20 protein-coding genes and 1 pseudogene are annotated in these 23,081 nt (G+C 60.5%); 4 read left to right on the top strand and 17 right to left on the bottom strand.

The features are described from left to right. The 8 genes and pseudogenes from U5771_RS24680 to U5771_RS24715 form a co-directional block, all read right to left on the bottom strand. Window positions 1–527 (bottom strand): annotated as a pseudogene (locus tag U5771_RS24680) (integrase); the annotation flags it as partial. Then, entirely contained in the window at window positions 524–1,183 is a 660-nt protein-coding gene (locus U5771_RS24685; RefSeq protein ID WP_322026377.1) for a hypothetical protein, read from the bottom strand. The pseudogene U5771_RS24680 and the gene U5771_RS24685, both read right to left, overlap by 4 nt. 299 nt (window positions 1,184–1,482) lie before the next feature. Continuing rightward, window positions 1,483–2,085, bottom strand: coding sequence for a hypothetical protein (locus U5771_RS24690; protein WP_322026378.1), 603 nt, complete (start codon window positions 2,083–2,085; stop codon window positions 1,483–1,485). A 226-nt stretch (window positions 2,086–2,311) separates the two neighbouring features. Then, a complete protein-coding gene (locus U5771_RS24695; RefSeq protein ID WP_322026379.1) occupies window positions 2,312–2,878 on the bottom strand; it encodes a hypothetical protein in 567 nt (188 codons plus the stop codon). Between the two features lie 123 nt (window positions 2,879–3,001). Then, window positions 3,002–3,553, bottom strand: coding sequence for a hypothetical protein (locus tag U5771_RS24700; RefSeq protein WP_322026380.1), 552 nt, complete (start codon window positions 3,551–3,553; stop codon window positions 3,002–3,004). A 204-nt stretch (window positions 3,554–3,757) separates the two neighbouring features. Next, window positions 3,758–4,078, bottom strand: coding sequence for a hypothetical protein (locus U5771_RS24705; RefSeq protein ID WP_322026381.1), 321 nt, complete (start codon window positions 4,076–4,078; stop codon window positions 3,758–3,760). A 77-nt stretch (window positions 4,079–4,155) separates the two neighbouring features. Next, complete coding sequence (locus U5771_RS24710; RefSeq protein ID WP_322026382.1) at window positions 4,156–4,815, bottom strand: hypothetical protein; 660 nt, start codon at window positions 4,813–4,815, stop codon at window positions 4,156–4,158. Between the two features lie 218 nt (window positions 4,816–5,033). Then, the gene (locus U5771_RS24715) at window positions 5,034–5,429 is read right to left on the bottom strand and encodes a hypothetical protein (RefSeq protein ID WP_322026383.1); all 396 of its coding nucleotides are present in this window, start codon (window positions 5,427–5,429) and stop codon (window positions 5,034–5,036) included. Window positions 5,430–5,495: 66 nt separating this feature from the next. Between U5771_RS24715 and U5771_RS24720 the strand changes: the two genes are divergently transcribed. Beyond that, window positions 5,496–5,753, top strand: a complete 258-nt coding sequence (locus U5771_RS24720; protein WP_322026384.1) for a helix-turn-helix transcriptional regulator — start codon at window positions 5,496–5,498, stop codon at window positions 5,751–5,753. Between the two features lie 3 nt (window positions 5,754–5,756). On the opposite strand, the gene U5771_RS24725 is transcribed toward U5771_RS24720, so the two are convergent. The 9 genes from U5771_RS24725 to U5771_RS24765 all read right to left on the bottom strand — a co-directional run bounded on the left by U5771_RS24725 (window position 5,757) and on the right by U5771_RS24765 (window position 12,464). Next, complete coding sequence (locus U5771_RS24725) at window positions 5,757–6,056, bottom strand: hypothetical protein (RefSeq protein ID WP_322026385.1); 300 nt, start codon at window positions 6,054–6,056, stop codon at window positions 5,757–5,759. Between the two features lie 84 nt (window positions 6,057–6,140). Continuing rightward, window positions 6,141–6,548 (bottom strand): hypothetical protein, encoded by a 408-nt coding sequence (locus U5771_RS24730; protein ID WP_322026386.1) that lies wholly within the window; start codon window positions 6,546–6,548, stop codon window positions 6,141–6,143. Window positions 6,549–6,654: 106 nt separating this feature from the next. Next, window positions 6,655–7,461, bottom strand: coding sequence for a DUF4942 domain-containing protein (locus U5771_RS24735; RefSeq protein ID WP_322026387.1), 807 nt, complete (start codon window positions 7,459–7,461; stop codon window positions 6,655–6,657). Window positions 7,462–7,527: 66 nt separating this feature from the next. After that, a complete protein-coding gene (locus U5771_RS24740; protein ID WP_322026388.1) occupies window positions 7,528–8,655 on the bottom strand; it encodes a hypothetical protein in 1,128 nt (375 codons plus the stop codon). Then, on the bottom strand, window positions 8,652–9,557 hold the full coding sequence (locus U5771_RS24745) for a phage capsid protein (protein ID WP_322026389.1): 906 nt from the start codon (window positions 9,555–9,557) through the stop codon (window positions 8,652–8,654). Before U5771_RS24745 ends, U5771_RS24740 begins: the two co-directional genes overlap by 4 nt. A gap of 56 nt (window positions 9,558–9,613) precedes the next feature. Next, entirely contained in the window at window positions 9,614–9,841 is a 228-nt protein-coding gene (locus U5771_RS24750) for a hypothetical protein (RefSeq protein ID WP_322026390.1), read from the bottom strand. A gap of 12 nt (window positions 9,842–9,853) precedes the next feature. Beyond that, window positions 9,854–10,849: a lambda-exonuclease family protein gene (locus tag U5771_RS24755; protein WP_322026391.1), complete on the bottom strand. Its 996-nt coding sequence runs from the start codon at window positions 10,847–10,849 to the stop codon at window positions 9,854–9,856. Between the two features lie 70 nt (window positions 10,850–10,919). Continuing rightward, window positions 10,920–11,891 carry a DUF932 domain-containing protein gene (locus tag U5771_RS24760; RefSeq protein WP_322026392.1) on the bottom strand — a complete coding sequence of 324 codons (972 nt, stop codon included), beginning with the start codon at window positions 11,889–11,891 and terminating at the stop codon, window positions 10,920–10,922. Between the two features lie 96 nt (window positions 11,892–11,987). Further along, window positions 11,988–12,464 carry a hypothetical protein gene (locus tag U5771_RS24765; protein ID WP_322026393.1) on the bottom strand — a complete coding sequence of 159 codons (477 nt, stop codon included), beginning with the start codon at window positions 12,462–12,464 and terminating at the stop codon, window positions 11,988–11,990. On the opposite strand from U5771_RS24765, the gene U5771_RS24770 reads away from it, so the two are divergent. From U5771_RS24770 to U5771_RS24780, 3 genes are all read left to right on the top strand, one after another. Next, on the top strand, window positions 12,463–12,759 hold the full coding sequence (locus U5771_RS24770; RefSeq protein WP_322026394.1) for a hypothetical protein: 297 nt from the start codon (window positions 12,463–12,465) through the stop codon (window positions 12,757–12,759). The two genes, U5771_RS24765 and U5771_RS24770, sit on opposite strands and share 2 nt — an antisense overlap. Further along, complete coding sequence (locus U5771_RS24775) at window positions 12,756–12,887, top strand: hypothetical protein (protein ID WP_322026395.1); 132 nt, start codon at window positions 12,756–12,758, stop codon at window positions 12,885–12,887. The genes U5771_RS24770 and U5771_RS24775 overlap by 4 nt, the downstream gene beginning before the upstream one ends. An 851-nt stretch (window positions 12,888–13,738) precedes the next feature. After that, on the top strand, window positions 13,739–23,077 hold the full coding sequence (locus U5771_RS24780; protein WP_322026396.1) for a hemagglutinin repeat-containing protein: 9,339 nt from the start codon (window positions 13,739–13,741) through the stop codon (window positions 23,075–23,077). The last annotated feature ends 4 nt before the right edge of the window (window positions 23,078–23,081 follow it).

A 23,081-nucleotide genomic window follows, 5' to 3' on the forward strand; every position in this document is an offset into this window, starting at 1 on the left:
GGGTAGTGCTTGCTCGATAGATTCAGTTCACGGCAACGGCTGAGAAATTCCCGGTGCGTTGCGCGCAAGCCGCGCAGTTCTCCACGCGTGCCGAAGTAGACTTTGCCGAGCTGAATCTGCCGTTGCAGGAATGCCGTCAGCTCTTCATAACGTTCGAGCAGTTGCGCCATTGCTCCCGCGGCGCCTCCGTGCTTGCCTGGACGGCTGGGTTGTGTGGGTTTGGTGCGGATATAGTCGCGCGTGCGCACGTGAGGAATCAACGCACGAAAACCTTGTATACGGCCGTCCACATGCGGCGTGGCACAGCGGGCCAGCAACTGATACAACTGAGCACGCCGGATACCGGTTGTGCTTTCGATGAGCGCGAAGCGCTGACCTTGCATATACTGGCGGATCGCTTGTTCGCGCCGCAAGAATAGCGCGCGTCTCGGCTCCGGAAGCGCCGCTGGATCGACCGTTGGCCAACAGTGCAGATCGTGTAGTTCGAGGGCAAGCGCTTGACGTGTGAGGGAGGTTGCAGTTTTCAAGATGCCCCCTCCGCCGCCATAGCCTGCTTGAAGCGCGTATGCTTGCTGAGCGCGTCGACATGCAGATCTGGACTCGTCAGTCGCCCCCTCCGAGTCAGATCGAAGACCGCGGTTCGGGTCAGCATGGGATCGGCGGGCAAGGCATCGTGTTCGATGGTGTATAGCGGTTTCGGTGAGACTAGACTCTGCTCGACTCGTTCGAAAAGCTCGTGCGCCACGAATCGTGCGTTGCTGGTGATGTACGGCAACATCCGCAACCAGTTATCGATCCACTGACGATGAGAGGCTAACGCCTCGGCCGTCACAGTTGTGATCGGCAAGGGATCGAGGAGCTCGCGCACGCCGGAATCAACCGCGGCGAGGGGTGTGGCGTTCAAGACAACAAACTCGTTCGCGCCATCCCGATGGAGCACAAAATCTGCGATACGAGGTTTCTCGTCAACCAAGATGAAGCCCGGGTATTCGCAAAATGTCAGGATCGTCGCATGGGATTCGATCATGGCCCAGAAGTCGATCGCCTGTTGCGAATAGAGTACGAGGCGTCGCGACAGCTTCGGGCTCCAGACATGGAACTGATGCAGCCATTTCGATCGCTGGATGGCGATCGGCTGAAAGGCAAAGCGCTGTGTGGGATCATCCGGAGCGGAATCTTCCACCACCACCTCCTCGCGAAGTCACGACTTTACTTCTCGACGTCAACAAGATCGGAGTTTAGTTCGCATCTGCGAAAAGTAAAGTCAGATGCGTGAGCTGGCCGCCTTACGGGCCGACGGGGATTTCTTTGGGGACAGATGTCACAACTTTACTTCGTGGGACGCTAACGGCGAGTACCAGTGCCTTGGCTAGTGCGTCCATGTCTGCCTTCGAAATACCAAATTTGACGTGAAGCATAGGCACAGAAGAGTGCTATGCGTGTCCGATTTCTTGCTGCGGCTCTTAACGCTGCGCACGCCGCTTAACGGTGCCTTCGTTCCAACTGGTACACGACCTCGCGCCAATCGGGGATGCTTTGCAATTTGCTCACAATTGCGGCGACTTCCGGCTCGAACTTCGCGCGATGCAATAGCGGGGCTACGGCATATTGCTTTGCTTCCTCGGCAACGTGTTCGAAGTTGTGGTGAAAATCCTCAATCGTTTGTTCTCGTCCGATGCCCTTGGCTGCCAGGCGAACCAAAATCTCTAGCGCGTTACCTTGCGTCCAATCATATTCGCCCCAAGCGATTTCGCGAAGGCTATCGAGTGCAGAATCATGAAAATGGAAGAGAATCTCAAAGGTGGCGAATTGCCACGCGACGAGCCATCCCCCCAAGCCTCGCACACTAGGTTCGAATGCTTCCGGAGCTGGATATGAGGGCGAGTGGAGGCGAGATACTAGCATGTCGATGGCACGAGGGCCCAATCGCGCGGCGACGTCGGCGGCTTGCGAGCTGAACGCTACAAGATCATCGACGAGTATTGCGACTGAATGAATTGCCGTGGAGATAACCTCCGTCGTTACGTTGTCAACTGCTTGATCGCTTTTGAGTCGAGAGGACAGTAGATTGAGAATTTTTCGCATTCGAGGGCGGTCAGTAGTTGTATTCCGACAGCGGTTCGTTACCACATGCTAATCGCCTGATCCCGAAGTGAAGAAGCCAGCGCCCGTGCGAGCATGAAAGTGCGATACGGTTGCCCGGTCCGATCGTCCTTTCATTCGATTGTCAACGGCACAAGGCGTGTTGTTGAGCGTGACGCGATGGTTGTAGATTTCCGGCGCGGTGGACCGTAGCTCGGTCGCGTGTGCTCTAGTGAAAGACGATGGCGCCATTGTTCGAGCACATCTCAAAGGCCTTCATCCAGTCGACATAGGACTCGTAGAAGTAAGGTGTGGAAACTTGTGATGCCTGATCGCGATACTGAACGAAGTCTCGGTAGACCTTTCGGCAGACTTCCGGTCCGATCGTACCTTCTGCGTCCGAAAAATCGATGAGCTCCCAGAACGGTCCATGGTCGAGTTTCCATACCGTTTCGTCATATCTCAATTCGACTGCCTTGTTTCGGACCGACATGCTCGCCTGATATCCGGCTAGCTTTGCCAGTTCGTTCCTCCATGCGTTGTAGCCCGAATAGGAACCGGCTCTGAAGTCGAAGGACGATGCGAACTGGTACACCTTCCCAACTTCGAGACCACGAAAACGGTCAGGGAAATTGACGGGATCGAGAGTGACTTGATCCTTTCCTTGTGGTATTCCATCCGACGACATGACCGGGGATTCGACAATCACCAATCCGCTGTACGCCGTGACATCCAGTCCGGCGCGCGCCGCCGAGGCGCAGATAAAGAGGATCACGGAGAGGAGAGCTTGTTTCATGACGGTATACATATTGGCAGTGTCAGGCGCGCACGTGCGCAGCATGCCATGATCTATCGAATCCTACACTTGGGTGTACCGAAGTGCTTGTCAAGCAATGTCAAAGCAGACATGCCGGACAGGCTACGACAGTTGAAGAGAGCGTTCTCGAATGCCGCCGCCGGCTCTGCGGCAGAGCGCCGCTACCATAGCGTTGTTGGTCGCTCTCATCGACTTTGGCCGATGGCGGGGGCATGCAATTGCTGGTATTGGCGACGGACCGCTGCCTACAGTTGCGGACTGCATGCGTTCCCAAGCATTGAGATAGCGATGGGCTGGAACGATTGAAAGCTGGGCAACATGGAGAATGAGTAACTGTTCGATAATGTCGCGTTCCTTGTCCGCAAGTATCCACGGTTGACCTTGCTCGGCCCTTAACACGCACTGGTTCAGCGCTGCTTCTGCGCGCTTGTAAAGCGTTGGGTCGATGCTGCCTGCTTTAGCGTCTCGTAAGAAGAACGCGATATAGACAACATTCAGCAGCGTCGCGAACTGTTCCAGGTTGCCGCATCCTTGGCCCAACATGGCGAGAGCGAGATGGTGCTTCAGCGCGAGACGCTGTGCTTCTTGTGCCGGCAGGGGCAGCAGCAATGATTTCGTCAACGGCTTTCGGCCGCGCGGAGTGAGTCGAGTCATGGACCTCGTTCCGGAAGCGTGAGCTTGTGTCCCAGATGAAAATTGGTCGTGATGCGGCTGCTATTTTACGTTTCCAACAGCCAAAAAAAGAAGCAGTGCCGACGCGGAACCGGACGGGCGTGCTATGAGGCACGCCCGTCTATGCCCCTCGCCGATCGGGCTCGCACGGCACGCACACGATGCATGCCTGAGCGGGAATCGAAGCTATTCGCTGAAATAGAAGCCCGACTGTCGGATGGCGTCGAGCAACGCTGATGCCGGAACATCTTCGAAGGCACCCTCAGCCAGCAGCCGCGTATGCCTGGTACAGGTGCCGGTGATCAGCTTCGCGCGCAACAGATCCTGCTGCGCGAAGCCGTATGCCGAAGAGAGCGAGAGCAGGGCGTCGACCAGTTCGAGTGCGTGTTTGCGGCCCCACGGCGGGGTCGCGCTTGCGCGAGCCGTTTCGCCGGCCAGCTGGAGCAGCGCTGCCGCCGCTACGTGGAGCGGTTCAGTGGGAGCTAGGTTGCTTCGTTGCGAACTCATCGTTTCAGGTTGTCTTTTATGGCGGTTCCTGGATAACGGCAACGAGCTCCTATTGCTGCAGGATGGATTGCCGGTCGTTACCGCGCAGCTTGCCATCCGTTGTCGGTCTTGACCATGTCGAGCGTCTGCGTGAACTCAACGTCGACATCATTGCTGTAGTCGGCTCCCTTTCCATTGAAGAAGTTGGTGAGAAGCCGCAGATCAATGCTGGGACATGCCTGAACGATAGCGCGCCGGAAGACCAGGCTGGGAGCGGTGTTGTTGAGTGCTGCTGCGGCGTTGCCTACCTCGATTTTCGCATTCGACATCGCCTGGTACTCGTCCTGATGTTGCTGCTCGAACGTGCGGCCCGCGTCAAGATCGTTGGAATTCGCGGCAGCGTAGGCCTGTTTATTGTCATAGTACTGTTTCGCCTTCTGATCGGCGTCGGCGTTCAGGGATTGATACTTTTCGTACTGCTCTTGCCACTGCCTAGCATAGGCCTTGACGTCGCTGTCCGGGGACAGGCGTATGGTGTATTTGACATCCACGCGGTAGTCGTTGCCGGAGTCGCCAGGAATGCCATTTACCTTCTGGAAGTCCCGAAGTTCAAAATATCGGCAGTCACCGAGCGAACTCGCGACAACCTGCTTGGCGTCGCTTTCCGAAGGCGCGTTCTGTCCGCATGCGGACAGGATTGCGGCCGTGGCGGCGCACAATGCGAAGCGGACGATTCTGAAGTGGCGTTTGTTCTTCATGATTTCATTTCCCGTTGCTGTGGTGGTTGATGAAGTGGCGGGCATTTCTTGGCTCTCGGCGCGAGCCGGGCAGACGGAATAAAAAATGCCGACAGGGCGAACCTGTCGGCGAATGGTCCTGGCATCCGAGGGAGAGACTGCTGCCAGGACTCAGGCCACGGTTACGTTCCGCGCGTAGAGGAGCGTGATCGAATGCGGGCGGTTGCAACATCGTTTCCTTACATGTATCGACCCGCATCCCCGTCATTAGCCTGCGGCTGGACTTCCTGCACTGGGACTGCATTGATCGATTCGGCGTCCAGGTCAGCCAGACAGGTCCGGAAGATCGGCTTACCCAGCACGCCGCTGCGCTCCAGCGCAATCAATCGCTCCCGCCGTACGGTTATCGGGTGTGTCGCATCCCCGACGAGTTGCCAAGTCGCATCGACCAGCGCTGCCCGTGCGGACCGCCGCCGGAGTACGTAGACGGCTCCTGCAATGGGCCCGGCGCAGACCGACGCGACGACCCAGCCGAGCGGTCCAAGGCCTACCCGGGCAATGCGAAGCCGGCGCATGTCGAAGACGATGCCCAGCGCCGTCGCGGCAACGCCGGACAGCCAGACGAGTTGAAACATGTAAGCCTCCGCAAATATACCGTATACGGATAAAGAATATCCGCTATGTGTATCTAGAATTTGTTCATGACCCATCCGATCCACGATCCCCGCTACCAGCGGATTGCGACGCTGCTCGCAGACCTGCGCAAGCAGCGCGGTCTGTTGCAACAGGAAGTCGCCGATCGTCTCGGACGGCCGCAAGCCTTCGTGTCGAAGGTCGAGAGCGGTGTCCGTCGCCTTGACGTGGTCGAACTGCTGGACTTTCTGCGGGTATTGGATGTCGACCCGCACGCCTTAATTGACGCGCTGCTCGATCAGCCGATGTCGTCCTTGCCGCGGTGATCGCTAGTAGTCGCCCGGTAACAGGAACGTGGTCGAGGAGCGATCCCATTCGGTAATGACCCATACGGTTTGCCCGCCCGGCAGAACGTAGCAAGACAACAGCCGCAACCCGGTCTCGACCGAGAGCTCGTTCTGCTCGCGGTCGGACTCGGACAGATCGCCCCAGTCGCCGCGCACGTGACGGATCAGTAGATCGATAATCGAGAGACGTGCGTCCGCAAGAACTTCCAGTGCAGCGGGCGTCGCGAAGATCCGGCCGAGTTTGAAGCGCGGCCCGGCACGGTGTGTCGAAGGTAGATTCATGAAGATCTCAGGAAAAAGGGGCGAACAACGGCCTCCCGCAGGACCGGATACGAGTTCGTGAGAATGGAAGAAAGTCGGCGGGAATCACCGGCCCGTGGCTCGTGGCCCGCGTTCGACGTGCTGGTTGCTGGAATGCGTTTGCGTTGTCAGGCAGAAGTCGTAGACAGGCCAGCGGTAGCGGCGCGCAATGACGCGCGCACAATGCAGTGCGTCCGGATGTGCAGGCAGGTCGGCGCAGCACACGACGCCCCCGGCGACGAAATGCAGGTAGACGCTGAAGAACGACGGATGGTCGTCGTCCACCTCACAGCAGGTTCGTGTCGGATCATTGGCGTCGGGAAACTGCCGGACGCCGTGTATCTCGACGGCGTCGAATCGACCAGGGGCGTCCCGGATCAGACGGTTGGCGTAGCGGATCGCCGGGAAGGGGGTGGTTGCCGTGCGCAAGCGGACGGCCACGCGTCGCTTGAGCGCTGCTATAACGGATGACATGACGGTTTCTCCAGACGGGCGAGTGCGAGCCTCCGGCAAGATCGGATGCGCAGTCGCATAAGCTGAGGGGAATGTCAGACGCTGAGTGCGCCCGACGAACGTGGAACTACCGCGCTTCGGACGCGAGCGCGTTCGGGTAATGCTTCGCGAGGATCTTGTTCATCTTCTCGACCAGATCAGCACGCTTGAACGTCAAATGACCGTTGCCGTTCTTGAACCAGCGCAGGTGGAAATAGTCGTTCTCGGCTTCGCTGCGGCGGGCTTGCCGAGTGTCGGATACGAGGCTGTACGCACCGTTGCGATGATCCGGCTCGGGCTTGCCGTCGAGTATCGAGAACACCCGGATCAGATCGTCCAGTTCGTTGGTGACGCGGAAATTCGGTGAGCCGGAACTGAGCAGGTATCGCATGATGATGCGCTTGCCGAACTTGAAGGGCTGATTCGTTTTGTAGTTCCACGACAGCCGCTTGAAGCATTGCAGCACACCGCGCTCGAACATGTCGCCGCGCGCTCCGTAAAGCTGCGCGAAGGTCGCTTCGATGTTGGCGGCCGTCAATTCGGGCACGTCGCCTTCGGCAATCTGGCTGCTCCACGCTTCACGGGCCTGGGCGTCCATGAAGGTGCGCAGGCCCGATTCCACGAGCAGGTAATCCCAGCCGCGTATGTCGATGATGCGCACCATCGACGCTTCTGCCTCGTCGCGTTTCGCATAGTCCCCGGTAATGGTTGGCCGGCCGCGACAGCCGTAGCTTTCATCGAGCACGAGCCGGGGGAACCCGAGATGCGCAGCCTTGGCGAGTTGTTGGGCTTCGCCGAGCAGATCGAGGGCGGCGCGCACGCGTTCGACGACGGCGACGCGCTGGTTGGCGAGGTTCGTAATGCTGATGCTTGGAACGAGTTCGGTGGTATCCATGTGGCATGACGAGAATGAAGTGAAATGAAGGCGACAAGAAAGAAGCCGGGCGCGAAGCCCGGCTGTTTATGCCGCCACGTTGTGTTCGGCAAGCTGACGACGTAGTTCAGCAGCGCGGGCCTGAGAGCAGCCCAGATGACGGCGGATGTCGGCAACGGTCGGACGGACGAGCCCAGTCGCGACATCCTGAATGAGTCGCGACAGGTGGTCGTCGTTGGGAGCGCCGGTCGGTAATGGCGTAATCGGATCGTCGCGCGGCGCATGACCGGTGGTCGTACGGTCGTGACTGGGCGTTACGGAATTGCGACTAACGGTCTCGTCGTCGTGACTGGCCGCGACGGGCATGACTCCCGGCTGAGTCATGCCGCCCGCATCCGTGACTATCGTGACTACGGGTTCAGTCACGTTCGGCGCGTTCGTGACTGGCGTGACGATTGGCTGAGTCACGGCGGGCGTCACCGTGACTGCTGCCGGTGTAACGCCCGTCACGACAGGTAACGGTATTGGTAGCGGCGACCGAAGCGCGACGGTCCACAGCACGCACGCGACGCCCTCCAGCACCGCAGCGAACGCAAGACCGGTCAGCAGATCGACCCGAGCGGTCGTCGTGCCGAGTAACGCGGCGAGTCGTGCCGTGACCGGATCGGCGAGTAGCGCATCACGCCGCGCCGTGACTCGATCCGTCGTGACTTGCTGACGGCGGACATCATCGGCTTCGGCGTTCAGCGCGTCGATCCTGGCGGCGAGCGTGACCCGCCGACCCTCCAGCGTCATGCAGTTGCCGACACAGTAACGCGCGTTGGCTGCGGCGAGTTGCGCAGTCACGGCGGCGCGCTCCGTCATGACGGCGGTGAGACTCCGACCGGATGACGGAGCTGAATCCACCTGGACCGTCGCCGCCCGTTGCTCGCCGGCATGCTGTTGCGCGAACGCGAAAAACACCGCGTGACCGTAGCAGGCTGTGACCAGACATGCTCCCCATAACAGGCTACCGACACCCCGGACGACGATCGGCGCATCCCGAATCAGCGCCGGCAACAGATGCGCGCTTGCGACGAGCACTGTACCGATGGCGATCCAGATCAACCGTTCCGGTAACGTACCGCCGCGCTGCCAGCCCGCCAGAATCGACAGACTGAGCGCAGTGGTCGTCGCCAGCGCGGCCAGAGGGAACACCCAGCGTCGAACGCTCATGCTGCTTTGCCGCCGAGCAGGACGGCTTTGCGTTCGAGCTTCTGGCGCAACGTGACAGGCGTGTCGGCGGAGCCGCCATCGCCAGTGTCCGATTGCGGCGCGTCCTGCGGATAAAACTCTTCCGCAACAGCAGCACGCTCGTCCGGACTATCCTCGAATGCCCCGTTGGCGAAGCCGAGCCGGGCTGCGGCATCGAGTGCGGCCTGGTCGAATCCGGCTTCGCGTCGGCGCGCGTCCAGTTCCTTCGCCTCGATCAACGCTTGTTCGAGCTTGCTGCCTGAACGTACGCTGAGGTCGACGTAATAGATGGCCGAGCGGTAGCTCTGCGTGGTTGATTTGCCGCGCAACTTCAATTCCAGCGGCAGACAGGCCAGCAGGTTGCCGGACACCGCGCGGAAATAGTGCAGGCGTGCGGCGAGCGTACGAATCGAGTTATACGACGTGGTCCGGAAGATGAACGAACCGAGTTCGTCGTCGTCGCCGATGATTACGTTCAGCCGGCCGTAGGGCTTGCAGCCGCCCTGACGACCGAACACACAGCCATCCGGCGACGGGCAGGGCATGGCTTCGATACCGGCATCGGTGACACGTCGGCACATCTCTCCGTTGCCAACACAGATGGGCCGGCCGGTATCGCGATCAAACAGCGAATATTCCGCGCGCAGGTTCAAATCCGGATCGTTGAACAGCACTCGAACCGGAATCGCGCGTAGCTTGCCGGACGTTGCCTTGCGTAGCGTTTCGTTCAGTGGGTGCAGCATCCACTCACCGCGCTGCTGGACCTGGGTAGTGAGGGTGAACTGGTCGTCTTTTTCGGGAAGACGTTTGCCGTTCTTCTCGACAATTCGACCGATGGAGATGCGTCCGACAACGGGCGGAGTAATAGCGAGACCTTTGATCATGGTTTCCTCCAAATAGAAAGCGAAAGGGAGCGGTGGGCGTTGGGACGCCGTACCGGCTATCGTGCGAAGTGCGCTTCGAGCTTGTCGTGGATCTCTCGAGCGACGCCTTGCCACGCTTGGGCGCTGATCAGCGGGTGACCGCCGAATTGCTCCTTCAACTCATCGAGGGGAACGGTGGCAACGCGCTCGGCGTGCTTGCTGAGTGCGTCCATCACGAACGCCTGTGCGAGCGCGCCGTATCGCGAAAAAGTCATGATGTCCGACAGACACTCGAGATTCGTCATGGTGGGTGGGAGTCAGGTGGAAACGAGAAAGCGCCGGGAACCCGGCTTGGAGATGGCGTACTGCTGTTCGAACGACGGGTGATCGGCCAACAGACGATCGAGATCGACCGACGACGAATCCTTGCTGCGCTTGAACGACACCGAGCCGGTTTCGAATACAGCCCGGATTGCGTCACCCATCGCCTGCTGGATCGTCTGCTTGAACTGCGCTTCGAGCTGCTGGCGCGTTTCGATCTCGGCCCGCACGGCGACCAGATCGGCAAATACGGACGACAGACGCCGGTCGTCGGTGAAGTCGATCGTTTCGCCATGGCCGGGATACAGGTGACGTAGCGCGCGGTCGGCCGAGTCGGAGCCGTCCGCGGGTGGTGGTGTATCGGATTCCACGAACCGCCAGAACTGCGTTTCCAATTCGATGAGCCGTCCGATCAGGGCGTCGTCTCGGTCGATGCGATGCACTTCCAGCGCCTGACCGCACAACAACACCGCGACGTGCGCTGCCGTCTTGCCCGTCACGGCAAGCTGATGCTGGACTTGGAGTTGTACGTACTCGGGCACCCTGTCCCGCCAGAGCCTCGCGCCGAACTCTCCTGCCGTCTTGCATTCCAGAATCTGCACGTCGCGCACGCCGACAATCTCGCGATCGATGTTGGCCAGCAGCCACGGAATCGAGGGATGACGTAGCACGGCATTGACCTTGCGGACCTTGTTGCCGGTCTGCTGCGTATAGACGGCGGCAACGATCGGTTCAAGTAACGTCCCCCAATAGGTTGGCGAGGTGATGTCGGTCGGGGCGGGGCGAGGTAGACCTTCCGCCCGGCCGGTCTTGTCGAGCCACAATTCCAGTGCGCTCATGTAGGGATTGAGACCGACGGCAGCGGCCGCATCGGACCCACCAATGCCGGTACGACGGACAGCAAGCCAGTCGTCTCGACTCAGTTCTTGCGTCTTGACGAGCTTCAGCGCGGGCTTTCGCGCGAGCGGCGGTTCAAGGTGAGGGATATTCATTGGGCCTCCGGAAACAAAGAAGCCCGGTCAGGTTCGCCTGCCGGGCTGGGTTGTGCGATAAATGGGAGCGTCATGCGACGAGCTTCATGGCCTCGTCCCATGCCTTCTGTTTAAGCGTCGCCCCCGCGCCAAACCAGGCGGCATCGCGTCGGTGATCGTCGCTGCGCGCGCGACGGTGGTGATCCACATATTCGGTGACCGCATTGAGCAGTCCCCACGCCGTACCGGACGCCGATGCGAAGTCCGCGCCCTTGCCCCGACCGGCGTAGAGCTGGCTGACCGCTTTGATCGCACGTTCGTTGACGGCGAGCGCGTCGCGATCCGTAACGTTGGCGGTCGAATAGGTGAGTACGCGCCGCAAGAACGTTTCGGCGGCCGAGTCGGACACCTTGCGATCGGCCAGTGCCTTGGTCCGTGCGAGAAATGCGTCCCAGGACGAGATCGAGATGTGAAGCTGTCGCTTGACCGCGGCCGCATCGAACTGCGAGCGGTGCGGCACTTTGACCGCCGCGCCCGCGTTGTCCCCCAATGCGATTTGCAGTGTGTTGTTGCAAACCACACGAACCGACGTGAACTGCGCGGTGGTGGCGAGCGTGCCGTCGCAGGCTGTCGCCAACAGTAGATAGCCGTTCAACTGATCCTCGCCCTTGAGCGTGGCGCTCTGGCCGGTCCGCGCTAGCGCCCACAGCTTGCGGCCTTCTTTGAGCACGCCGGCCGTCTCGAGTTGGAACCCGCCGACCTCCGTGAGATCGCGGTAGAACTCCAGAATCTCCGAGGGTTGCACGACCTGATAGCGTGCCGACACGACGGATAGGGGCATCTTCGTATCGCTGCGGTAGAGCACCTTCTGTTCCGGGAAGGCATGAATCGAGCCGAGGCTTTTGTTGCCGGCGGCGACGAAGCGTACTTCGGCCTCTTCGATGCTCCAGTCCATGCCGGCGGCGCGCCTCCAGACTTCGAGCGGTTGTTTCGGGGCGAGTTGGTTGCCGAGGCCGTGCCACGGTTCCTGGCCGGTCCAGGCCATGCTTTCGACGAGATGCATGAGAGGATTCCTTATGAAAGAAGCATAAAACCCGGCTTGTGCCGGGCGGGATGAATGAAAAAATGTGGAAGAGGGGGAGGGCGCTAGCGCGCAACTTCAGCGCGAACGAACAGTAAATGTCCGACCACACGCCAGGCACAGCATGTTGTCGAGAACTTTCTGGTCCAGCGCTTCGCCGAGAGCTGCACCCGTTGCGCAGCCAGCGGCACCTGCGACGAGTCCGGCCAGGATGGCTCCGGCTATGCCGCCACATAGCGCGCCAGCGGGACCGCCAAGCGCACCAATGGCTGCGCCGGTTTCCACACCGGATAGCGCCGCAGCGGTGCCGCTCGTCGCTCCAGCTGCGGCGCCGATGGCGCTGCAAATGCGCCGCGCAATGTGCCGTTGCTCGGTGCGGAACGATTCGCACGACGGGCACGGCCATGCCAGGCCTCCTTGGTCGGGCCGATAGCGCGGCGAATCGTCTTCGTCCGGCTCTGGCTCCAATGGCTGGCGCAGTCCATACAGACGTTGCTGCCACGTATCGTCCCCGTCATCGTCCTCGTATGGATCGAACGGAGGACGCTCACGCATGGATCTGGATCTCACGCGCACGGGGATGGGTATCGCGCCGGACCTTGCCTACATACTTGCAATGACACGCGGCGAGCAATGCGCCACCGAGGAAGGCGAGTGCGAAAGCGGCAAGATAGTCGAGAGGAGAAGGAGGGAGCATCGTTTGACTCCTGAGAAGGATGACGACGCCAGCACGCGACTGTACTGGCGAAGCCTCAGGAAGGGCCTGGGCTCGCAGCAGTCATATGTGTCTCAAATTTTTTTGAATCGACAAACGAGCGTGCGAATGTCGTCATCAAGAGCTACCTCGTGAGCCTGCTTGATAACGCACGCCTCGTGAGGTGGCTAGCTCAGTTTCGGCCCGACTATCTGAAGCAGCTGCAGATGATTGCCGAGGTGAAGACGCTGATCCCCGTAAACGCGGGTGACAAGGCCGCCTGACGTACCGTTGTCCGATTTCCGGAGATCAACCACGACTCTCTCTGCCTTGAATGTCCGAACCAGCACATCTCGGAATTGATCGGGCGATCATTGGCCGAAATATCCCTCCTCCCAGGACGAACTTCGGGGTGCGCGTCAACACCGCGAGTGACCAAGCTGCTGGATGTTGCATATTGGCGACATAGTCGATGAACACGTTGCCCACCGAATTGTGAGGCAACTCTTTGTTGCAATCGTTTATGGAGCGTATTTTACTGAGCATGGGAAAGGTTAAATAAAAGGATGAGAATTTATGCGGTGTGCATATTCGGGGGCGCACGATTGTGTTCGCAATTCACGCGTTATGAGGTTGTGCGCAAGCTCCGATTGGGTAGATATTAAGTTGCTAATCAACACTGCGTTGCTCGGCGGAGCAACGGACTGCGAGTCGAGCGGTTGAAGGGGCCCATGCGGACGGCCTGGCGGACCGGCACGTTTATCATCGCTCGATCTATGTCACGAAAATCGAATATTGTTAAATTGATTTTTATTTATTGATAGTGAGATGTTTGTTGGGCGGGAAATATTGTTTGATTGAGTGGGGGTGGGAGAACGAGTGGCGGTGGGAAGCGGACGCCTCTCTCGTTGCCGTTCGCGCGGATATTCGATCTTCCCTTGCAATCTCTGACACTGTGTTGGCAACTATTTCGATAGTTTACGGCGTGAGAGACCATCATTCCGCCCGCTAACACGAGTGAAGAAGAATCGAGAAAGCTCGGCAGCATTGGTTTCGGCTGGTGAGCGTTTCTGCGCTTGCGTGAAGCGTTCCGTATCCACTCGTTCGACGTTCGAAAAGAGCGTCTGCCGCATCCATGAATAAGAACCAATATCGTCTGGTATTCAGCCGCATCCGTGGCATGTTGATCGCAGTCGAAGAGACTGCTAGTTCGTCGGGGAAAGCGAGCGGGGGAGAAACAGTCCGGGCTGCGGGTGGTAGTGTGCGGCTCGCGGTCGCGCAATTCGCGCTGCGGCACGCGGCGTTCGCGGTGCTGATCGTGTCTGGGGCTGCGCCGATGTGGGTCAATGCGCAGGTCGTGGGCGCGGGAGCGAATGCACCGTCAGTCATCCAGACGCAAAACGGTCTTCAGCAAGTCAACATTACGAAGCCGAGCGGCGCGGGCGTGTCGCTGAACACCTATTCGCAATTCGACGTACCCAAACAAGGCGTTATCGTTAATAACTCACCTACGCTGACGAACACACAGCAGGCGGGCTACATCAACGGCAACCCGAACCTCAGCCCGAACGGTTCAGCCAAGATCATCATCAACCAGGTCAACAGCAACAACCCCTCACAACTGAAAGGTTTCGTCGAGATTGCAGGCCAACGCGCCGAGATGATCATTTCCAATCCGTCGGGATTGGTGGTCGATGGCGGCGGTTTTATCAACACCTCGAGAGCAATCCTGACGACCGGCACGCCGAACCTGAATGCGGACGGTTCGCTGGGGGGCTTCAGCGTAACACGCGGCCTCATCACGGTACAAGGCGCGGGCCTGAACGCCACGAATGTGGATCAGGTGGACTTAATTTCCAGAGCCGTGCAGGCCAATGCAGCCATTTATGCCTCGAACCTGAACGTGATCGCTGGCGCGAATCAGGTCAATCACGACACGCTGCAGGCAACGCGGATTCAGGGCGATGGTGCTGCTCCTGCCGTTGCGATTGACGTGGCCCAATTGGGTGGGATGTACAGTAATCGCATCCTGTTGGTCGGCACAGAGGGGGGCGTTGGGGTCCGGAATGCCGGAACGATCGCGGCGGACGCGATGGGCCTGACGCTCACGACGGACGGCCGATTGGTGCAATCGGGCAAGATCAGTTCGGTCGGCAACGTCTCGGTATCTGCCGGCGGCGGAATTGAGAACAGCGGCACGACCTACGGTCAGCAGTCGGTCTCGCTGAATACCGGCGCCGATGTAACGAATACCGGAACAGTCGCCGCGCAACACAACGTGGGCGTGACGGCGGGTTCGCTGAATTCGACGGGCCTGCTTGGCGCGGGCGTGAACAGCGATGGTACCGTCACGCAAGTCGGCGACCTGCAAGTCACGACGACGGGCCAACTGAACGCGACCGGCAAGAACGTCGCGGGCGGCAATGTATCGGCGACCGGCTACGGCGTGAACCTCGCCGGCGGTACGACGGCCGCGAACGGCAACCTGTCGCTGACCGCGACGGGCAGCGACGTGAATCTCACGAATGCGACGACGAGCGCCCAGGGCGCGGTGACGGCCAACGCCGCAGGAACGGTCATCAACGACCACGGCAACCTGACGAGCGGAGGTAGTACGACGCTGACGGGCGGCAACGTATCGAACCAGGGCGGCACAGTGTCGTCGCAAGGACCGTTGTCCGTGACGGTCGCCGGTCAGATCGCCAACCGGGCCGGTGTGCTCGTGTCGGAAAGCACGATGGCGCTGCGCGGCAGCACCGTCGCGAATAATCAAGGCACGATCCAGAGCGCCGGCCATGCGACTGTCGACGGCGTGACGATCGACAACACGGCCGGCCGCATCACATCGCTCAATACCGATGGAATGGTGTTGGCGGCAACCGGCCAGCTCACTAACGTGGCGGGCACGACCGCGAACGGCGCGCAAGGCGGCGTGATCGGCGGCAACGGCGATGTGACCGTCCAAGGCGGCAATATCGCCAACCACGCGACGATTACGTCGAACACGAATCTTCACGTGTCCGGGCAATCGGTCGACAACAGCGGCGGAGCGCTTCAAGCTGTCCAGGGCGTGACGGTCGATGCCGGCACGCACCTCGCCAATAGCGGCGGCAGCATCGTCGGCCAGACGGCTGCGTTGAGCGGCACCACGCTCGACAACAGTTCCGGTACCGTGCAGGCGGATCAGTTTTCGTTGACCGCAACCAACGTGGTGAACCACGGCGGCACGATTACGCAGACCGGCACCGGCACGATGGCCGTCAATGTCGCGGGTACGCTCGACAACTCGAGCGGCGGCACGCTGCAGACCAACAGCACCGATCTGACGCTCGCGCCCGCGGCGCTGGTGAATGACGGCGGCACGATCACGCACGCCGGCACCGGTACGCTGACGCTCGGCAATGGGTCGGGCTCGGTGTCGAACATCGGCGGCAAGATCGCCAGCAATGGACATATCACGGCACAAAGCGGTTCGCTGAACAACACGTCGGGTTCGATCAATGCCCAGGCCGGGTTGACCGCTGCGGTTGGTGGCGTGTTGAACAACACCAACGGTAAGCTGCTGTCCAATACGGACCTGGGCATCACCAGCGGCACGCTGACGAATGACGGCGGACAGATCGGCGCGAGCACGAATGCGACGATCCATACCAGCTCGATGACCAATCAGGGCGGAACGATCGTCGCACCCAACCTGTCCGTGACCGCCGATTCGACACTCGACAACAGCGGCGGTACGCTCGAAGCGAACCAGATGGTACTGACCACGCCGAACTTGACGAACCACGGCGGGACGATCACGCAGTTTGGATCGTCCGCGATGGGTGTCAATGTGGACGGAACACTGGACAACTCAGCGGGCGGCGTGATTCAGACGAACAGCACGGACCTCACGCTCGCTCCGGCCCAACTGAACAATGCGGGCGGCACGATCACGCATGCCGGCACGGGCACGCTGACGGTCAAGCCGGGCAACGGCGCGAGCGCGCTGAACAATGCAGGCGGCACCATCGTCACCAAGGGCCAAGCGGTGGTTGACGCCAGCACTTGGGATAACTCGGGCGGTATCCTCGCCGCGCAGGGCAGCATCACCGGAACGATCGCGGGCGACGTGAACAACGCGCAGGGGCTGGTGCGTGCCGGAACGTCCCTGTCGTTGACGAACGGCGGCGCGCTGGTGAACCAGGGCGGACACATTCAGGCCGGCCAGGCGACGGCGGGCGATACGAGCACGCTCAGCATCCAGTCGGCATCGATCAACAATGCTGACGGCTCGATTGCCGACCTCGGCGCCGGCAAGATGACGGTGCAGGGTGGCAGCCGGATCACCAACAGTCATGCGGGCGGTGTGTCCGGCATGGGCGCGATCACCGGTAACGGCGACGTGACGGTCGGCGCGACGTCGATTTCCAACACCCAGGGCGGCCAACTGAGCGGCGCAAGCCTCCACGTTCAAGGAACGACCCTGGACAACAGCGGCGGGCAGATCGGTAACGTCTCGAATTCGAGCGGCGACGTGGACGTGACGACGAGCGGCACGGTCACGAACACGAACGGGCAGATCAGCTCCACGCATGACCTGACGGTAACGGCGCCGACGCTGCAAGGCGGCGGCACGTACAGCGCAGCCCACGACGCCAACGTGAACCTGCAGGGCGATTTCTCGGTGACGCCCGACTATCAGTTCAACGTCGGTCACGATCTTGCGTTCACGTTGCCCGGCACGTTCGACAACAGCGGCAACGTGCAATCGGTCAACAACCTGAACGTCAACGCGGGCAACATCGTCAACTCGGGCGCACTGTCGGCCGGTGGATTGCTGCATACGCAATCGAGCAATCTGACCAACACGGGTGCGATCGTCGGCGGCAGCGTGTCGCTCAACGCAACGGGCACGGTATCGAACCTCGGGCCGACGGCGCTGATTGGCGCGTCCGACAGCAACGGCACGCTCGAAATCCTCGCAAACGACATCGAGAACCGCGACGATACGACCGCGACCGACACGATGGCGACGACGGCCATCTTTGGCATGGGCAAGGTTGTCCTGGCCGGTGGCAAGGACGCCAGCGGCAACTACACGAACGCGGCCCTGATCAACAATTCGTCGGCGTTGATCCAGTCCGGCGGCGACATGGAATTGCATGCCGACAAGATCACGAACGAGCGTCGCGTGATGACGACTTCGACCGGCTCGGTCGATCCCGCGACGTTGGCGCCGTTCGGCGTTCCTATCAAGGGCCAAACGGGCCAAGTGGGCGTGAAAGACCCGACGAGCATCGGCGGCGTGTATACCGATCCGCCCCACGGCGGTCAGTGGAACAGTACGTATCAATACACGACCTACTACGCGGATAGCGCGACCGCGACGACCGTGACGGGCATCAGCCCGGGCGCACAGATCGTTTCGGGCGGCAACATCGATGCGTCGCAGGTTGGCACCCTGAAAAATTACTGGAGCAGCATCACGGCGGTCGGCAACATCGCCATGCCGCAGCATTACGATGGCGATGGTTATGCCGCTACCGGCCAGCAGGCGCCGAGCGTGACCGTGTCGTACTCCGGGCAGTATCACTACAACAACTACGACAACAGCGAATACAACTGGCAGTTGCCGTTCGGCAACGCCCCGTTCGTGACGAGCCGTCCGGGCGGCTATACGCAGGCCGCGCCGGCGTGGGTCAAGCAGTACTCGTTGCCGGACTACCATTCGACCTTGGGCTCGAACGGGTCGATTTCCGGAACCGGCGTGAGTATCAACAACACCGCAGGCAACGCGTCGATCCCGTCGCTGGGCTTGCTGCCCGGGCAAGCTGTGCCGGGCCTGACGATCGGTGGACTGAGCGGTAGCGCGAGCGGCACGAAGTCGGGCGCTTCGGCGGTGCATGGTGGGGTGACGACGGTCGATCCGGTCATCGCCAGTGCGACCGCATCGAACGTGCTGAACAACCTGACGATTCCGCAGGGTGGCTTGTTCAAACCGAACCCGTCGCCGAATGCGAGCTACGTGATCGAGACGAACCCGGCGTTCACGAACCAGAAGAACTTCATCTCGAGCGACTACTTCTTCGGTCAGATCGGCGTCGACCTTACCCACATTCCGAAGCGTCTGGGTGATGGTTTCTACGAGCAGCAACTGGTTCGCAACCAGGTCACTGCACTGACGGGCCGTGCGGTGCTCGGTCCGTACACGGATCTGCAGTCGATGTACCAGTCGCTGATGGCGGCAGGCGCTTCGCTGGAGAAGTCGCTCAACCTGCCGTTGGGCGCGAGCCTGTCGGCCGAGCAGGTGTCGCAGCTCACGAGCAACGTGATCATGATGGAGACGCGCATCGTTGACGGCCAGTCGGTGCTGGTGCCGGTCGTGTATCTCGCGAAGGCCAATCAACAGAACATCAACGGTCCGCTGATTACGGCCACCGACATCGACCTGAAGGATGCTCAGAACTTCACGAACAGCGGCACGGTGAAGGCGGACAACACGCTGTCGATCCAGGGTAAGCAGATCGACAATGCGTTCGGCGCGCTGCAAAGCGGCGGCCTGATGTCGCTGAAGACGGACGGCAACGTCGATCTCACTTCCGCCAAGGTCCAGGCCGGTAGCTTGAACCTGAACGCAGGCGGTGACCTCATTCTCAACACGGCGGTGAAAACCGACACGCGCGTGAGTCGCGACGGCGCAACGAGTATCACGACGACGCTCGGGCCGATCGCTCAGCTCGACGTGACCGGTGATGCGGCGATCAAGACGGGCGGCAACTTCCAGCAGAACGCGGGCAATCTGTCTGTAGGTGGCAATCTCGGGATGAACGTCGGGGGCGATTGGAATCTGGGTGCGGTGCAGACGGGCGAACACAAGATCGTGCAGCGTGCGAACGGCGTATCGAATACCGACATCAATAACGTGGTTGGCAGCTCGGTGAAGGTCGGCGGGCAGTCGAGTATCGGTCTCGGCGGTGACCTGACGGCAAAGGGTGCGCAGATCGACCTCGGCCAGGGGGGCACGATTGCAGCAAAGGGCAACATCACGCTCGGCGCGGCGAGTGCGACGTCGACGGTCAACAGCAATAGCTCGGGTGACGACGGCAGCCGAAGCTACGCGGAGACGCTGCATACGTCGGATCAGGTGCTGACGGGCACGACCGTCAAGGGCGGCGGTACGCTCAATGTTCTATCGAACAAGGACATCAACGTTATCGGTAGCACGATCGACCTGAGCAAGGGCGACGCGAACTTGCTGGCGGTCGGCAACGTGAATGTCGGCGCCGCAACCGAAACGCACGTATACAACTCGCGCGAGACGCATAGCCACAGTAGTGTCGTGAGCGGCACGAAAATCGCCAGTTCGCAGGATGCGACGACGACGATTGCCAACGGCAGCCTGATTTCCGCCGACGGCGTTTCTATCGGCAGCGGCAAGGACATCAATGTCCAGGGCAGTACGGTCGTTGGCACGCACGATGTTGCGCTCAATGCCGCGCACGACGTGAACATTACGACCTCGCAGAACACCAGCCAGTCGTCGACCACCTACCAAGAGCAGCACTCGGGATTGATGTCGGGCGGCGGATTGTCGTTCTCGATCGGCAATAGCAAGCTGGCGCAGCAGAATCAATCGTCGAGCGTGACGAACAACGCTAGTACGGTCGGTTCGATCGACGGCAATCTGACCGTTAACGCGGGCAATACGCTGCATGTGAAAGGCAGCGATCTGGTCGCAGGCAAGGACGTGACTGGCACGGCCTCGAACATCGTGATCGATTCGGCCACCGATACCACGCATCAGGCGCAACAACAGCAGACCAGCAAGAGCGGACTGACCATCGGCCTGTCGGGCTCGGTGGGCGATGCGATCAACAACGCGATCAGCGAGACGCAGGCCGCGCGCGAGTCCGCGCAAGACGGGAACGGCCGTGCCTCGGCACTCCACAGCATTGCAGCGGCGGGTGATGTGGCATTTGGAGGCATGGGTGGCGCTGCGCTGCTGAACGGCGCGAAGGGGCCGCAAGCACCGAGCATCGGCGTGCAGGTCAGCGTCGGTTCGAGCCATAGTTCGATGCAGTCGTCCGAAGACCAGACGATTCAACGCGGTTCCAGCATCAATGCGGGCGGAAACGCGAAACTGGTGGCGACGGGGAACGGCGCGCCGAAGGACGGCAACATCACGATCGCGGGCTCGAACGTGAACGCCGCCAACGTGGCGTTGATCGCGAACAATCAGGTCAATCTCGTCAACACGACCGATACGGACAAGACGCAAAGCTCGAACTCGTCGTCGGGATCGAGTGTCGGCGTGTCGATCGGCACGAATGGCATTGGCGTGTCTGCGTCGATGCAGCGTGCGCACGGCGATGGGAATTCGGACGCGGCAATCCAGAACAACACGCACATCAACGCCAGCCAGACCGCGACCATTGTGAGCGGCGGCGACACGAACGTGATCGGCGCGAACGTGAATGCGAACAAGGTCGTGGCGGATGTGGGCGGTAACCTGAACATTGTGAGCGTTCAGGACACGACCGTGAGCGCCGCGCATCAGTCGAGCGCGGGCGGCGGCTTCACGATCAGTCAGGCTGGCGGCGTCGGCGGGAGTTTCAGTGCGCAGAACGGCCATGCGGACGGTAACTATGCAGGCGTGAACGAACAAGCTGGCATCCAGGCTGGTTCGGGCGGGTTCGACGTGACCGTGAAGGGCAACACCGATCTGAAGGGCGCGTATATCGGCAGCACGGCCGATCCCTCGAAGAACACCCTGACGACTGGGACGCTGACGACGAGTGACATCGAGAACCACTCGCACTACAGCGCGAACAGCTCAGGCTTCAGTGCGGGGGCATCGGTCGGGCCGAGCACCAAGGCAGTCGGCCCGTCGTCGGTATCGGGTTCAGGCGGCGTCACGCCGATGGTGTTCCAGAACGACAGCGGCGACCAGAGTGCGACGACGAAGAGTGCGGTGAGTGCTGGCACGATCAATATTACGAAGCCGGGCGAGCAGACCCAGGACCTCGCGAACCTGAACCGCGAGGCGACGAATCTGAACGGGACGGTTTCGAAGACGCCCGATGTGCAGAAAATGCTGTCGCAGCAGGCCGACACGATGAACGCCGCGCAGGCGGCCGGTCAGACGGTTTCGCAGGCTATCGGGCTGTATGCGGACCACAAGCGCGATGCAGCATTGGATGCGGCTGACAAAGCCTATAAGGCCGGCGACCTGGAGGGCGCACAGGCGGCGCTGAATGAAGCCAAGGGGTGGATGGAAGGTGGTGCGTCGCGCGCGGAACTGCAGATGGGCGGCGGTGCGTTGATCGGCGGGCTCGGCGGCGGCAGCGCGCTCACGGCGATTGGTGGGGCCGCGGGAGCCGGCATGTCGTCACTGCTGGCAAACCAGGCGGAGAAGATCAGCAAGTCGGTGGGTGATACGACTGGCTCGTCGCTGGTCGGCAACATCGCTGCGAACGTCGCGGCAACGGTGGGTGGCGCACTGGTTGGTGGTAGCGCGGGCGCGGCGATGGCGTCGAATGTGCAGCTTTACAATGCAGGTAACGATTCGAACAATCAATCGTCAAACGACGTTTTTGCATCGTTGTCGAAGAAGGTCGCCCAAGCCATCGTCATGACGGCAGATGCCAAGGCCGGTGTCTGGAACGGGATGGTCAACATCGCGGGCGCGATCGCTAATATCCCGAACGGCGGGCCATTCGCGTCGCCTGGCGATCCGGGATACATTTCGCTCGGTGGGTTGAAGAAGCCGTATAAGTCTGGAACATCGGCCGGGCCTGACGCGGAGTTCCTGACGCCCATCTTGGCAACACTCGGTCTTGGCGGCAAAGCGGCAGCCGGAACTGATGCGGCAACAACATCGGCGGATGTCGCCACGGTTGGAACCGGTGCGCTGAAGAATGCGAGCGGCGATCTTTCCGCAGCAGCGAATTCGGGGAGAAATCAGCCGTATGGTCAGGGAGCAAGTGCCAGTCAGTCTCCAGGAGCTCAAGGGGCAAGCTCAGGTAGTAATATCTCGGCATCAAACGGTTCATCGAGTCCCACGACAATTGTTGCGAGCAATCCAGTTGATTTGAGTGCTTTCGATCGATTGAACGTTGTTGATCCGGCAGTAGGTAAATTTAGACCGGGTGAAGCCGGAGCAGCGGCAGAGCTTGAAAATTATCTGGGTGGCACGCTCCAACGTGCGCCTCAGGGCTCCTCGGTGGACTTTGTATTCAGCTCCGGGCCGAACAATGGTAAGACCGTTGATTTCATGCTTACGCCGGATACAGTCGCGCAGGCAGCAAAGATAAATCAGTTTTTTGATAAAAATCTTAATAATTTCATTGGCACTCTTTCGGATCACGCGGCAGTTGCGGATTTTGTGCCATTGGACTCTAGATTTTTGAGTGAATCAAACAAAACGTTGCTTATCAAGGCGATTGGAAATCTTCCGAAAAAATTGCAGGCGAAGATCATTCTGATCAAGTGAGGCG

Origin of the sequence: Burkholderia sp. BCC1977, from assembly GCF_905339595.1 — a bacterium.
Taxonomy (GTDB): domain Bacteria; phylum Pseudomonadota; class Gammaproteobacteria; order Burkholderiales; family Burkholderiaceae; genus Burkholderia.